Source organism: Caulobacter sp. SRI_014, from assembly GCF_057586315.1.
This window is the reverse complement of record NZ_JBYCZQ010000002.1, coordinates 414,721-427,429: the sequence shown is the minus strand read 5'-3', so window position 1 is coordinate 427,429 and position 12,709 is coordinate 414,721. Positions and strand designations below refer to the sequence as shown.

Genomic DNA, 12,709 nt, shown 5'->3' with positions numbered 1-12,709 from the left:
GCGGCCTCCTCCCATTCCTGGGCGTGGGCCGGATATGTCTTCGCGGCAGTTCTCAGGCCACCCGCCTCTACCGCGTCGCAAATCGCCTCTTCAATCTCGGCCGCCACCTCCATCAACGTCCGCACTCCGTTTGTCGGAGCCATCAATGGCACTGACACAGGAGGCGTTCATGGGGTCACACCCCCACGATGAGTTGAACTTCGGCTCGGCAATCGCTGACCAGCTTCGGCTGCGTTACCCCTTTCACACCGCCAAGCTGATCGCAGGCGACCTGAACTGCACGGTCAAGACAGCGGAGAACCTGCTGGCCGGGCACCTATCGGCCAAGACCATGACGCGGGTCGCGCTGGTCTACGGCTACGACCTAATCACAGAAGCGATGGGGAGCCTGACGGGGCGCTCCCTCCGTGACTGGCTCATCGAGAAACAGGAGCGCGCGGAGCGTGAACAACAATCGTGGGACGCCGAGCGCAGGCGGTTCGTGGAACTTAGCGCTCGCCTTGAAAATCGCCCTCCTCAAGATGCTGGCGGGCATCGGCCAGGGGCGGCGTGACAGCGGCCACCGTCTCTTCACCTGGGCCAACGACGAACTGGAAAAGATCGCCGCGCAGCTGGGCCGGCGCCCATGACCGGCAAAGCCCCCGTCGACCTTGAGCCTTACGCCCTCTACAGCTTGGAAAGCGAGCTGGCGCTGATCGGCGGCATGATGATCAACCCGCCCGGCGCAGAAGCAGCCTTTGACATCTTGCGTCCAGAGCATTTCTGGGACCCGGCCGTCGGCGAGATTTTCGCGACAGGCGCCGCCCTGTGGCTCAGTGGCAAGGAGCCGCGGCCAGAGTTCATCCGCGACAGGCTCGGGGCCAGCGAGCTGTTTGCAAACTTCGGGGGTCAGCGCACCCTGGCCGATCTCATCGACCACGGCACCGGCTACGGCCTTGAGCACCACGCCCATGCCATCCTCGACTACTTCACGCGGCGGGAGCTGCTGCGCCTGGCGCACGACATTGCCGGCAAGGCCGGTGACACCTCCTACGCCGACGCGCCAACCCTGATCTCTGAGCTTGAAACCGCCCTCACTCAGATCACCGCCGGGGGAGCGCCAGAAGGCGGCCTTGAGGAACTGGCAAAAACCGTCGATGCGGCCATCCAGGAGATCGAGGAGGCGGCGTCACGCGGGGGCCAGCTGGTCGGCCAGTCAACGGGGCTGATCGACCTCGACAAGCGGATCGGCGGCTTGGTCGCGTCCAACCTCCTGATCCTGGCAGCACGGCCGTCAGTCGGGAAATCCGCGCTGGCGCTGATCATCGCCTACTACTTGGCCCGGCAAGGCAAGCGTGTCGCGTTCTTCTCTTTGGAGATGTCCAAGAAGGAACTGACCCACCGGCTGATCTCCTACATCACCCAAATTCCATTCGACCGGATGCGGAAGGGCGAGTGCTCAATGACCGAGTACGGCCTGATCCGTGACGCCGGTGATGAGCTACGCCGATTGCCGTTGTTCATCGACGAGACCGGGGCGATTTCTCTGGCGAAGATCGCCTCCCGGGCCCGTCGAATGAAACGGGCCGGTGGTCTCGACCTCGTCGTCGTCGATTACCTGCAAATGATCGCTGGGGCCGGCGGGCGCGAGAGCAACCGCACTCAGGAAGTGACCCAGATCACCCAGGGACTTAAGGCCCTCGCCAAGGAACTGCAGATCCCACTCTTGGCCCTGTCGCAGCTATCGCGCGAGGTGGAGCGACGGCAGGACAAGCGCCCCATGTTGTCCGACCTTCGGGAGTCGGGCTCGATCGAGCAAGACGCCGATGTGGTTATGTTCCTGTACCGCGAGGCCTATTACGTCAGCCGAACTGAGCCCCCGAAGAACTCCAGCACTCACGCCGCCTGGATCGACCAGATGGAAGAGGTGCGCGGCAAGGCGGAGCTGATCGTCGCCAAACAGCGACAAGGCCCCATCGGCACCGTCCATCTCCACTTCAACGACGACTTGGCCCGCTTTGAGAACGCCGCCCGGGACCTTGGCTTCAGTTCGGCCAGGCACAGCCACGGAGGGCGGGATGACTGATCGCCCTGCACCAATGACACCGCCCGGATGCGACCTCCGGGACTTCCCCAAGATCATGATTGACGTCCCGCGCCTGTTCGCCAGCACCTTCAACGCCACCGCGTCCAGGATGCCGCTGGCGTGGATGATCGGCCACAAACTTTGGTATCGCAGCTGGCACCAGGTCCCGGCGGGGAGCCTGCCGGCCGACCCGGACGAGCTATGCCACCTCGCCGAGCTGGGGTTCGACCGGAAGTCGTTCGACAAGGCCCGTCCGCTGGCGATGCGCGGGTGGGTCGAATGCTCAGATGGCCGCCTTTACCACCCCGTCGTCTGTGAGGCAGCGCTAGAAGGCTGGCAGGAGAAGCTGCGCCAGCGCCTGTCCAGCGGCGGGGGCAACCTGAAACGCTGGGGCGTGTCCTTTGACCCGTCGCCGGTCGCCAAGGACCTCCGCGACCTGATCAGCTGCCTTGAGCGCTTGAACCCCCAGTCGAAGGCCATCCTCAAGGCGAAGAAATCGCTCTCCGGTGCGATCCCACCGGGACAAGAAAACGATCCTACCGGGACAGAAACGGCATCCCACCGGGATGATGAAAAGCCGGGAACTTCGTCCCAAGGGATAGGGACAGGGACAGGGACCAATCTAGAAAAGAAGGAAGCTAACGCTTCCTCGTCGCCGGCAGGGCCGGACGACGTGCGAACGGCCTTCGAAGAGTGGAACGCTCTGGCGCTCCGTCTCGGCCTGCCGGTGGCGAAGTCCCTGACCGAACCGCGCCGAAAGAAGCTGAAGGCCCGGATTGCGAGCACAGGCCTGTCGTCCTGGCGTGAAGCCCTGGCTGCCGTTGAGGTCAGCAAGCTCTGCCGTGGGCTCAAGGGCGGCGAGAACCCTTGGCGGGCCGACATCGACTTCCTGCTGCAGCCCAGCAGCTTCCAGCGCCTGATCGAGGGCAGCTACGGCCAAGACGCGACGCCGGTCGGCGCGACCAAACCCAGCCAGCCGGCCAGGGTGTTCCCCGGACCGCCGGACGTCCGCGCGACCTTGTGCTCAGCGCTGGGCGAGGACTTCGTTCAGACCTGGCTCGACCAGTGCGGCTGGCAGGACGTCCCTGAGCGGGCAATTACCTCGGCCCGGCGCGTCGTCCTCGACCGACTGCGGGCAGACGCCCACTTGCCCCTGCAATCCTTGGAGATCGGCCTCGTCTTTCGGGAAGAGGCCGCCGCATGAACCAGACATCGGAGAATTGGCATGAAAGCCGCTGAAGCCCTGATCGCATGGACCCCCGCCGGCGAGCCGTCGAAGCAACATTGGCCTGAGACAGCCGGGACGGTGAAGATCGGCCCCCTGCTAAATGGCGGGCCCGACTGGACCAAGCCCTACCGCAAGACTGGCGGGGCCGCCTACACCAACCGCCGCGACGTTGCTGGCTGGGAGCAGGTGGCCAAGGTGTTCATGGACTTCCAGGGTATCGTCGCCGCTGGCGTGCCCTACGACGTGGCGCATGAAGCCTTCCTCGTCATCGACGAGTACCGCTGGATGATCAGCCCCGACCTGCCGGGCGCCGAGGAGATGCCGGAGGAGTTCGAGGCCCTGCTCCGACCGGAGGGTCAATGACCGCGCCTGATCATCTTCAACAGGCAGCCGCCGAGTATGTGCTGGCGGAATCGGCCGTCCTCAAGTTCGAGGGCGACCGCACCGGCCCGGAGTTCGATGCGCTGCAGACGGCCTGGCAATCATCGACCGTCAGCCTCGTGAAAGCTGCCCGCACGACTGGCCGCGGCGTCCTGGCCCGGATCGGCGCCGCGCTCCGGTTCGGGAAAAGGCCGGCCGCCGCCGTGAAGCCCGCCCGCACCCTCGAGGATGCCCAATGAACGTCCGCGCCTACAAAGTGCCTCGCACGCTTGTTCGCCGTCTCCACGGCACCCAGCCCGGCGCCCACGGCCTGGCCGAGCAGTTGGCCTTCGCCGTTGTCGCCGCCGGCTCTGGGCAGCCTGAGACGGCGTCCTGGGCCGTGCGCTCGGTCACCGACCGGGTGCGCCGTCGGCTGGGCGCCGCGCGGGCCGACCGGAAGGCCCAGCGACGCCGCGTCGAACTGCTGGCCTCTCCCGAAACACAGCCCAGCGACCACGAGCAGCGAAACCTGATCCACGCCGAGCAGGCGATCCTCGCCGCCAAGGCCGGGCAGGGCAGTCTTGAGGAGGCCGTCGACGCCAAGCGTGCCGCCCTGCAGGCCATCGAGCGCCGGCAGGAGATGCGGTGGATGTCCCGCCGGGTGTCTGACCTGACCCAGTTGGAGCGGATGCGCGGCGGTGACCTGGTGGTCGAGGAGATCATCACCGACGTGCCGATCCTGGACGAGCAGGGCGCCCCGATCTGGAAGCGCGGCCGCAAGCGTATGAAGCAGGAGCGGCAGCTGCAGCCCCGCCTGACCAACCGGGACGGTCTGGAATCGCTGGCCCGAAGCAACATCGACAGGAACGGTGACGTCCGAAAGAACAAGGACGGCACGCCGGTGGCGCCGACGGTCGACCGCCTGCAGTTGGCCGCCGGGGTGCGGTATCGCCGACTGTACGAGGCCGCCGACCCTGAGCGCGTCCTGTCACCCCCAGACCCGTCACGCGCTGGCCGGCCAGTGGGCGACCCCTTCGGCGACCAAGCCGTCCTGCGGATGGCGACGAGGCGTAAGCAGAATGAGGAGATCGCCGGGCATGAGAAGGCGGTCTTCGAGGCCCACGGCCATATCGCCCTCCAGATGCTCAGGGCGGTCGCCGGCAAGGCCGTGACAGTCGGATCCATGGCGTCGAGCGGCGCAGCGCGGGATAAGTTCACCAAGGCCCTGGTCGCTGCGCTGGACGTCCTCGTGGAGCGGTTCGGTCTCGCATAGCTCCGGGCGCGTCCATTTTGCCCCTTGACGTTTAGGCAGCTAACGCGGTGTAACTCTCATCACGCCGAATTAGGCGAACCCGACGCCCCGCGCCCCACCAGGCCGGGGCGTCTTGCGTTTCCGGACCTGAGTAAAAGGGACGGGGGCAAGGGGCGTTGGACGCGCCCCAAGCCGCGAGGTGTTGCTCGCATGACCTTCTGCCGGCCGTCAGTCGGCCATCCCGCCACCGCGCACGCGGCGGGAAGCTCTTGGCTCATGTCATGCAAAATAGCGACTCCCCGCATCAGGCGAGGAGCGCCCTGGCCGTCGTGTACCGACCGCCGGGCGCCCTCCGCCCCTACGGGAACAACGCCCGCACCCACTCCGACGCCCAGGTCGAACAGATCGCCGCGTCGATGCTGGAGTTCGGTTTCAACAACCCCATCCTGCTGAAGGATGACGACGTCACCGTCGGCGCTGGGCACGGTCGCCTGGAGGCCGCAGAGCTGATCCTGTCCCGAGGGCAGGCTCTGCCTACCCCGGACGGCAAGACGGTGCCCACCATCACCCTGACGGGCCTGACCGAGGCGCAATGGCGCGCTTATGTCCTGGCCGACAATAAGCTGGCGCTCGGTGCCGACTGGGACCTCGAACTGCTGGCCCACGAGCTGAGCAGCCTGCAGGCCCTCGATGACAACTTGGCCAGCCTGACCGGCTTCTCGTCGGACGACCTCGATCTGATCCTCAACGAGCTGAACCCGGCCTTCGACCCGGGCACGCTGGCAGATCAGGGCCGGCTGGACGAGAAGACGAAGACGACCTGCCCGAAGTGCGGCCATGCCTTCGAAGCCTGACCTCCGCGTCGACTGGGCCACCCACGAGTCCGCGACCTTCGCCTGCAAGACCTGGCACTACTCCGGCTGCATGCCCGCCGGGAAGCTGGTCAAGGTTGGCGTCTGGGAGGATGGGGCCTTCATCGGCGTGGTCCTGTTCGGCCGCGGCGCGAACATGAACATCGGCAAGAAGTACGGCCTGACCCAGCTGGCCGCGTGCGAGCTGGTCCGGATCGCCCTTCGCGCCCACGGAAACCCGGTCTCGCGCATCGTCGCCGTGGCCCTGCGGTTCCTCAAGGCCCAGAGCCCCGGCCTTCGCCTGATCATCTCCTACGCCGACCCCGAGCAGGGTCATCACGGCGGCATCTATCAGGCAGGGAACTGGATCTACTCCGGACCGTCCCAGCCGCAGCGCGAGGTCCTGATCAACGGGCGCGACGTCCACAAGCGGAGCGCCCACTCGAAGTACGGGACAGCCTCCCCGGCGAAGATCGCCGCCATGACCGGCCACCTGGTCACCCACGGGCCGGAGCGCTGGAAATACACCTACCTGATGCCGCTGGACGCCGCGATGCGGACCCAGCTGCAGGGCATCGGCAAACCCTATCCGCGTGCGAAGCAGGCCACAGCTGGCGACCAGCCAGACGGCGGCGGTGCGACACCGACCCGCACGCTCCAACCATCACAGGGGCCGGAGCCCGCGCCCGACGGCGAGGGGGTTTCTTAAGTCCCTATAAAAGGCCACCCATGACCGATAACCCCGGCGGGCGACCGCCCAAGCTGCTGCCGGACGACAAGACGCTGAAGGCCATCACCGGCCTGGCGCTGATCGGCTGCACCAAGAAGGAAGCCGCCGCCGCGCTGTTCGTCAGCGAGCCCACCTTCCACAAGTTCCTGAAGGACCACCCCGAGGCCCGCGAGGCTTTCGAGATGGGCGAGGGTCAGCTGGCCGTCTCGCTACGCCGCAACCAGCACGCCTTGGCGAAGAAGAACGCCACGATGGCCATCTGGCTGGGCAAGCAGCACCTCGGCCAGAAGGACAAGATCGAACACACCGGCGCCGGCGGGGGTCCCATCCAGACCATAGACCTCAGCGGGGCGACCGATGATGATCTCGACCGCCTCGAACGACTCCTTGGCCCCGTCTTTGGACGCGGCGACGGGACAGATGCTCTGGGAAGCGCTCCAGGCAGAGAAGACGAAGCGTAGGGTCCTCGCACAGGCTGGCGGCATCGCGGCCGAGCTGGACCGCTGCAAGGTCGACATCGAGTACTGGTTTGACACCTACGTCTGGACCTATGACCCGCGCCTGCTGAGCCAGAGGAATCCGGACGGCACCCGGAAAAACCCGTTCGTCCAGTTCAAGCTGTGGCCAAAGCAGCGCGAGATGCTGGCCTGGCTGCAGGAGCGGGTGGACGCCAACGAGGAAGGCCTGGTCGAGAAGAGCCGGGACACCGGCGCCAGCTACATCTGCATGGGGTTCGCCCTGCACCACTGGCTGTTCGAGCCGGGCTTCAAGTCGACCTTTGGCTCGCGGGTCGTCGATGACGTCGATCACAAGGACAACCCGGACAGCCTGTTCGCCAAGCTGCGCATCATGCTGCGCCGGCTGCCGGAGTGGATGCTGCCTGAGGGCTTCGGCAAGCCCAACGACAACTACATGCGCCTGTTCAACCCGGACTCCGAGGCGATCATCTCGGGTGAGGGCGGCGAGAACATGGGGCGCGGCGGCCGCTCGACCATGTACGTCCTTGATGAAGCGGCCCGCGTCCCGAACGCCGACGAGGTCGAGAAGGCCCTGTCAGGGAACACCGACTGCGTGATCTGGGTGTCCTCGGTCAACGGGATGGGCAACCTGTTCGCCCGGAAGCGGCATAGCATCCTGGCCGCCCATCAGATTTTCCGCCTGCACTGGCGCGATGACCCCCGCAAGACGCCGGCATGGGCCAAGGCGAAGGAAGCCAGCTTTTCCGATCCCACCACCTGGGCATCGGAATACGACATCGACTACAGCGCGTCGGTCGAAGGCATCTGCATCCCCGCCCTTTGGGTCGAGAGCGCCAAGCGCCTGGCCGCGCTGGAGCCCCGGCTGCGCCCATCGGCCCGAGCGATCGCAGGGGGCGACGTCGGCGCCGGGAAAGCGAAGTCGGTCACCATCACGAGGGCAGGGCCCGTCGTCAAAGCGCCGCGGTCACGCGGCAACCCGGACACCACCGGGACAGCGCACTGGATGCTGGACATCGCCAAGGAGGATCAGGCCGCTAGCCTGAACTTCGACGCCCCCGGCGTCGGCGCCGGCGTCTCGTCCACCCTGATGCACAACGAGGTCGCTGGCCTCGAAGTGATCGCCGTGAACACGGGGATGCCGCCCAGCCAGGTGGTGTGGCCCGACGGCCGGACGTCCGAGGAGATGTTCGGCAACCAGAAGGCCGAGCTGTGGTGGCTATGCCGCACGGCCCTGCATCGCACCCACGAGCATGTGCTGTTCCTCGAAGGCAAGGACGGCGGGAAGGAGCACTCGGTCACCGACCTGCTCGCCCTGCCCTCCGGCGACCGCGAGAGCGACACGCTCAACCATCAGCTTTCCCTCGTGAAGTGGGAGAAGAACGAGAAGGGCAAGATCGTGATCGAGCAGAAGAAGGCGCTGGCCCGTCGCGGCATCCAAAGCCCTGACTATGCCGACGCGCTCATGCTGACCTTCGTCGAGGAAACCGAGACCTTCACGGTCGTGTCGCGGGTGGCCTTCGGTGGCCGTTAACGACCGAGACGCCGCTTGGGGGCGCTACGGACTGGAACGCGAGCGGGTCGCCAAGGTCATGGCCGGCAGGGACTCGGCTGCCACCTTGGTGCGCGGCCTGCCCGGTTGGGACCTGCCGACGCTGACCTCGATCCAGGCCGGCGCCTACTTCCTGCCGATGGTCAGCCGTACGGCCGAGACCTTCAGCGGCCTGGTCTTCCTCAAGGCCCCGGCCCGGACCTTCCCCGAAGGGCTGGAGGAGTACACCGACGACGTGACGCAGACCGGCCAGGAAATCGACCGGTTCGCTGAGGCGGGCTTCGACGCCGTGATGCAGACCGGCGGCCTGGCTGTCCTGGTCGACTTCCCGCAGGCCCCTGCGGGCTTGTCCAAGGCCGACGCCCTGAAGCGCGGCTTCCGGCCTGTGCTGCGCATCTACGACGCCAACGCGATCTTGGGCGTCCGCGTCACCCGGATCGACGGCGCGCTGCGGGTCACCCAGGTCCGCCTGATGGAGGAGTACGACGAGCCCGGCGCCGACGAGTTCACGTCCGTCACAGGGGCTCAGGTGCGCGTTCTGGACCTCGACGAAACCGACAGCTACCGGCAGCGGGTTTTCCGGGCCACCAACGGCATCTGGACAGCGATTGAGACCGTGACGCCCCTGATGGGCGGCAAGGCCCTGACGAGCATCCCGATCTTCTTCTCGAACACCCGGGACAACGAGCCCCGGTGCGAGAAGCCGCCGCTGGCCGACCTGGCCGACATCAACATCGCCCACCTCAACAACAGCGCGCAGACCGAATGGGCCTTGGCCTGGCTGGGCGCTCCGATGCTGTTCGCGGCGGGGATCAAGCTGAAGCCCGGCGAGACCATCCAGATGGGTTCCTCGGCGGCCATCATGGCCCCGGACGCCACCGCCAAGCTGGAGATCGTTCAGGCCGATGGCGAGGCTGTGGGCGCCCTGAAACAGGCCATGGACGACAAGCGGCGGGATGCGGCCGCGCTCGGCGCCCGCATGCTGATGGAGACGCCGCGCGCAGCGATCGCAGCGGAGACAGCCCGGATCGAGCGTGCCGGCGAAACATCCGTGGTCGGCGCCGCCGCCAACGCCGTTTCGCAGTGCATGACCAACGCCCTGCGCCTCCTCGCGCAGTGGGCCGGCCTGCCCTTGGAGGTGGGGGTCGGCGAGGCGAAGAAGCCGATCCTCTACTGGCTCTCGACCGACCTGATGCCGACCCGGATGTCGCCGCAGGAGCTGGCGGCCCTGCTCGAAGCCTGGTCACGCGGCGCCCTGTCCAAGCGCGAGCTGTTCGCCCGCTTCCAGGAGGCCGAGGTCGTCGACGGGGCCAAGTCCTTCGAAGACCACGAGGAAGAGATCGAGCAGGAAGGTTCAGTCGCAAGCGCCGACGGGGCCGAAGATGAAATCCCGCCCACCCCGGAGCCCGCAGTCGCATGACCGGCTATGTCACCACCCAGGACATCACCATCCCGGCCGGCACCGTCGTTGCTGCGCCTCCGGTCAGGTCGACCCGCTGGGGCTCGGATCATGAGGCCGTCGTCGGCCACGGCCGCGACCACGTCAGCTATTGGACGATGAACCTTGAGGATGCACTGGCGCTCGGGCTGGTGCGGCCGAAAGGCGATGCCGAATGACGACCATCGCCTACCGCGACGGGGTCATGGCCGCCGACAGCCGCGCCTACAGCGGCGACAAGGTGCCGGTCGGCACCAAGACCAAGATTCGGCGCCTCGCCGACGGGACGCTGATCGGCTGCTCGTCGAACCGTCCCGGCCAGCCCGAGGCGGTGATGACCTGGTGGGAGAACGGCCGCCTGGCTGACACCCGCCCGACCTTCGAGCCGTCGATCCGGTTTCTGGCCGTGCATCCGAACGGTGACGCCTATGTGGCCTATGACAGCTTGCTGTTCGCCGGACCGATGCGCGGCGAGTACTTCGCCGTCGGGTCAGGCGAGGAATACGCTCTGGGCGCGCTGGCGATGGGCGCCACGGCCGAGGAAGCGGTCAAGGTGGGCATCCGGCTGGATCCTTGGAGCGGCGGCCCTGTCACCGTCCTGAGGCACGAAGGCTAACGTGGCCTCCCCAGCGGAACGGGCCCACGATGTTGCGGTCCGTCACCGCATCGGCCTCGGCCGCTACAGCACCCTCGTGGTCCGCAAGGTGCTGGCGCTCCTGCGACGAACCCAGGACCAGCTGACAGAGCGCCTGGAGCGCACCAGCAACGAGACGGTCGCCGGGGAGCGGCTGGACCTGCTGCTGACCGAATTGAGGGACATTCAGCGGGCCGGTTGGCAGCTGGTGAAGGATCGCCTGGCTGGCGAGGTCGTCGACCTATCCGGGGCCGAAGCCGAGTTCGCCCAGAAGCTGGCCGGTATCTCTGCCCAGCCGGCCACGCGGGCCCTGTTCTCCCCCATCCCGCCGCTGAACCAGATCGTGGCCGCGGTGAATGCCCGGCCCTTCCAAGGCCGGTTCCTGCGCGAGCACTTGGCCGACGCCGAGGAGGGCGCCGCCCGGGCTGTCCGCGACGTCGTGCGACAGGGCTTCATCGAAGGCCGGCCCACACCGGACATCGTGCGCCAGATCAGGGGCACGGCCGCCGCCGGCTACAAGGACGGCATTCTGGAGATCACCCGGCGCAAGGCCGAGGCGATGGTCCGGACGGCCATGACGCACACGGCCAACGTGGCCGCTCAGGCGACGTGGTCGGCCAACAGCGACATCATCGAGGCCTGGCAGTTCGTCGCCACCCTTGACCATCGTACCTCGCTCATCTGCGCGGGCCTGCACGGCAAGAAGTATCCGCTCGGCAAGGGCCCGCAGCCGCCGCGTCACCTCAACTGCCGCAGCACCAGCGTGCCAGTCCTGCCCGAGATTCCGGGCGTCGTGCCCTACGAGTTCCCGTCGTTCGAGAACTGGCTGAAAAAGCAGTCCGTCGAGACCCAGAAGGACGTCCTCGGCGCATCGAGACACGCCCTCTGGCGGACGGGCGGGGTCAAGCTGGACCGGTTCACCGACAGCAAGGACCAGGTCCTGACCCTGAAGCAGTTGAGGGCCAAGGATGACGACGCCTTCAAGGATGCCGGCCTCGACCTGCCGCTGAAGCCGCCGCGCGGCCAGCCAAAGGATGAGATCGCCCGCTTCCTGGCCGACCCGGCAGCCCAGAAGGCGCTGCTGACGAAGCTGTGGGGCAGCACCAGCGAAGCCGATCGTCAGAACGGCATCGTCCGCAAGATCGCCACCGGAAACGGCTGGAAGGCCGAGGATCACGACCTCTCGTCGATCCGCTACTACACCGGGAGCGGCTACAACCAGATCAATGCCCGGATGCGCAGCGGCGGCACGCTGGAAGACCGGCAGTTCTCCTCGATGGCGTCTCGTGGCCTGGACGACCTGCCGCAGGAGCCGAACGCCGTCTGGCGGGCGCCTCGCAAGCAGAAGGCAGCCGGTGACAACCTTTGGGCCTCGGCGCAGGTCGGTCAGGAACTGGACGTCGGCAACCAGCTGCAGAGCTTCAGCCGAGCCAAAGACTTCGCGGCCCGGTGGTCGGGTGCTTCCGATGTGCTGTTCCACGTCCGCAAGCCGACCGGGGCCGCCTACATCGAGCCCTTGTCGCTCAACCCCGGGGAGGAGGAGGTTCTGTTTCCCCTCGGTTTGCGCTACAAGGTGGTCGCGATGCGGACTGAGACGGTCCTCGGCCGGCCCTACCGCATCATCGAGCTAGAGGTCGTAAGCTGATGGCGGATCATCGCCAGGACTACTCGCCCACGAAGATGTTCGTGAATGGCAGCCGCATGGTCGGCGACTACACGGCGAACGACGCCGTGGAGGACTACATGCGCCTGCACCCAGAAGCTGACGAGACCAAGGTCCGGGAAGAGGTTGAGCGGGCGGCCGCGTAGTGGCTGACCGACCCTTCACCGTCATTGACGGCACCCCGGCGCCCGACACGCCTCAAGAGCGACGCCTGCAGCGTCTCCGGGACAGCACGCCGGCCGTGCTGGTCCAGTGTCCGCGCTGCACCGGCAACGCGATCATCGAACGCAAGCTGGGCATGGTGCGGACCCGGAAGGGCGCCAAGCCCTCCGGCGGCAACAAGCAATGGATTTGCGGCTCGATCTGCCTGAGCAAGGGCCTGATCACCGTCATCGACTTCTAGGCTGCGCATCCCGCCGCCTGGTTGACCGCCGCCTCCTCACCGGGGCGGCTTTTTTGT

The 12,709-nt window shown here is 66.9% G+C and carries 16 protein-coding genes; all 16 read left to right on the top strand.

Going from position 1 to position 12,709, the window contains the following annotated elements:
* Window positions 1–145: 145 nt before the first annotated feature.
* Entirely contained in the window at window positions 146–553 is a 408-nt protein-coding gene (locus tag AC2YG9_RS07515) for a hypothetical protein (RefSeq protein ID WP_487297331.1), read from the top strand.
* Between the two features lie 72 nt (window positions 554–625).
* Window positions 626–2,065: a replicative DNA helicase gene (dnaB, locus tag AC2YG9_RS07510; protein ID WP_487297330.1), complete on the top strand. Its 1,440-nt coding sequence runs from the start codon at window positions 626–628 to the stop codon at window positions 2,063–2,065.
* Window positions 2,058–3,269: a hypothetical protein gene (locus tag AC2YG9_RS07505; RefSeq protein ID WP_487297329.1), complete on the top strand. Its 1,212-nt coding sequence runs from the start codon at window positions 2,058–2,060 to the stop codon at window positions 3,267–3,269. The genes dnaB and AC2YG9_RS07505 overlap by 8 nt, the downstream gene beginning before the upstream one ends.
* 21 nt (window positions 3,270–3,290) lie before the next feature.
* Window positions 3,291–3,656, top strand: coding sequence for a hypothetical protein (locus tag AC2YG9_RS07500; RefSeq protein ID WP_487297328.1), 366 nt, complete (start codon window positions 3,291–3,293; stop codon window positions 3,654–3,656).
* Window positions 3,653–3,913: a hypothetical protein gene (locus AC2YG9_RS07495; RefSeq protein WP_487297327.1), complete on the top strand. Its 261-nt coding sequence runs from the start codon at window positions 3,653–3,655 to the stop codon at window positions 3,911–3,913. Before AC2YG9_RS07500 ends, AC2YG9_RS07495 begins: the two co-directional genes overlap by 4 nt.
* On the top strand, window positions 3,910–4,926 hold the full coding sequence (locus tag AC2YG9_RS07490) for a hypothetical protein (protein WP_487297326.1): 1,017 nt from the start codon (window positions 3,910–3,912) through the stop codon (window positions 4,924–4,926). The genes AC2YG9_RS07495 and AC2YG9_RS07490 overlap by 4 nt, the downstream gene beginning before the upstream one ends.
* Before the next feature lie 308 nt (window positions 4,927–5,234).
* Window positions 5,235–5,759, top strand: a complete 525-nt coding sequence (locus tag AC2YG9_RS07485) for a ParB/Srx family N-terminal domain-containing protein (RefSeq protein ID WP_487297325.1) — start codon at window positions 5,235–5,237, stop codon at window positions 5,757–5,759.
* On the top strand, window positions 5,743–6,465 hold the full coding sequence (locus tag AC2YG9_RS07480) for a Mom family adenine methylcarbamoylation protein (protein WP_487297324.1): 723 nt from the start codon (window positions 5,743–5,745) through the stop codon (window positions 6,463–6,465). Before AC2YG9_RS07485 ends, AC2YG9_RS07480 begins: the two co-directional genes overlap by 17 nt.
* A gap of 20 nt (window positions 6,466–6,485) precedes the next feature.
* Window positions 6,486–6,947: a hypothetical protein gene (locus tag AC2YG9_RS07475; protein WP_487297323.1), complete on the top strand. Its 462-nt coding sequence runs from the start codon at window positions 6,486–6,488 to the stop codon at window positions 6,945–6,947.
* Window positions 6,907–8,496: a terminase large subunit gene (locus tag AC2YG9_RS07470; protein ID WP_487297322.1), complete on the top strand. Its 1,590-nt coding sequence runs from the start codon at window positions 6,907–6,909 to the stop codon at window positions 8,494–8,496. The genes AC2YG9_RS07475 and AC2YG9_RS07470 overlap by 41 nt, the downstream gene beginning before the upstream one ends.
* Window positions 8,486–9,934 (top strand): DUF4055 domain-containing protein, encoded by a 1,449-nt coding sequence (locus AC2YG9_RS07465; RefSeq protein ID WP_487297321.1) that lies wholly within the window; start codon window positions 8,486–8,488, stop codon window positions 9,932–9,934. The genes AC2YG9_RS07470 and AC2YG9_RS07465 overlap by 11 nt, the downstream gene beginning before the upstream one ends.
* Entirely contained in the window at window positions 9,931–10,131 is a 201-nt protein-coding gene (locus tag AC2YG9_RS07460; RefSeq protein ID WP_487297320.1) for a hypothetical protein, read from the top strand. Before AC2YG9_RS07465 ends, AC2YG9_RS07460 begins: the two co-directional genes overlap by 4 nt.
* Window positions 10,128–10,568 carry an Ntn hydrolase family protein gene (locus tag AC2YG9_RS07455; protein ID WP_487297319.1) on the top strand — a complete coding sequence of 147 codons (441 nt, stop codon included), beginning with the start codon at window positions 10,128–10,130 and terminating at the stop codon, window positions 10,566–10,568. The genes AC2YG9_RS07460 and AC2YG9_RS07455 overlap by 4 nt, the downstream gene beginning before the upstream one ends.
* Window position 10,569: 1 nt before the next feature.
* The gene (locus tag AC2YG9_RS07450) at window positions 10,570–12,231 is read left to right on the top strand and encodes a minor capsid protein (RefSeq protein ID WP_487297318.1); all 1,662 of its coding nucleotides are present in this window, start codon (window positions 10,570–10,572) and stop codon (window positions 12,229–12,231) included.
* Window positions 12,231–12,395: a hypothetical protein gene (locus tag AC2YG9_RS07445; RefSeq protein WP_487297317.1), complete on the top strand. Its 165-nt coding sequence runs from the start codon at window positions 12,231–12,233 to the stop codon at window positions 12,393–12,395. Before AC2YG9_RS07450 ends, AC2YG9_RS07445 begins: the two co-directional genes overlap by 1 nt.
* Window positions 12,395–12,652, top strand: coding sequence for a hypothetical protein (locus tag AC2YG9_RS07440; RefSeq protein WP_487297316.1), 258 nt, complete (start codon window positions 12,395–12,397; stop codon window positions 12,650–12,652). Before AC2YG9_RS07445 ends, AC2YG9_RS07440 begins: the two co-directional genes overlap by 1 nt.
* Window positions 12,653–12,709: the final 57 nt, after the last annotated feature.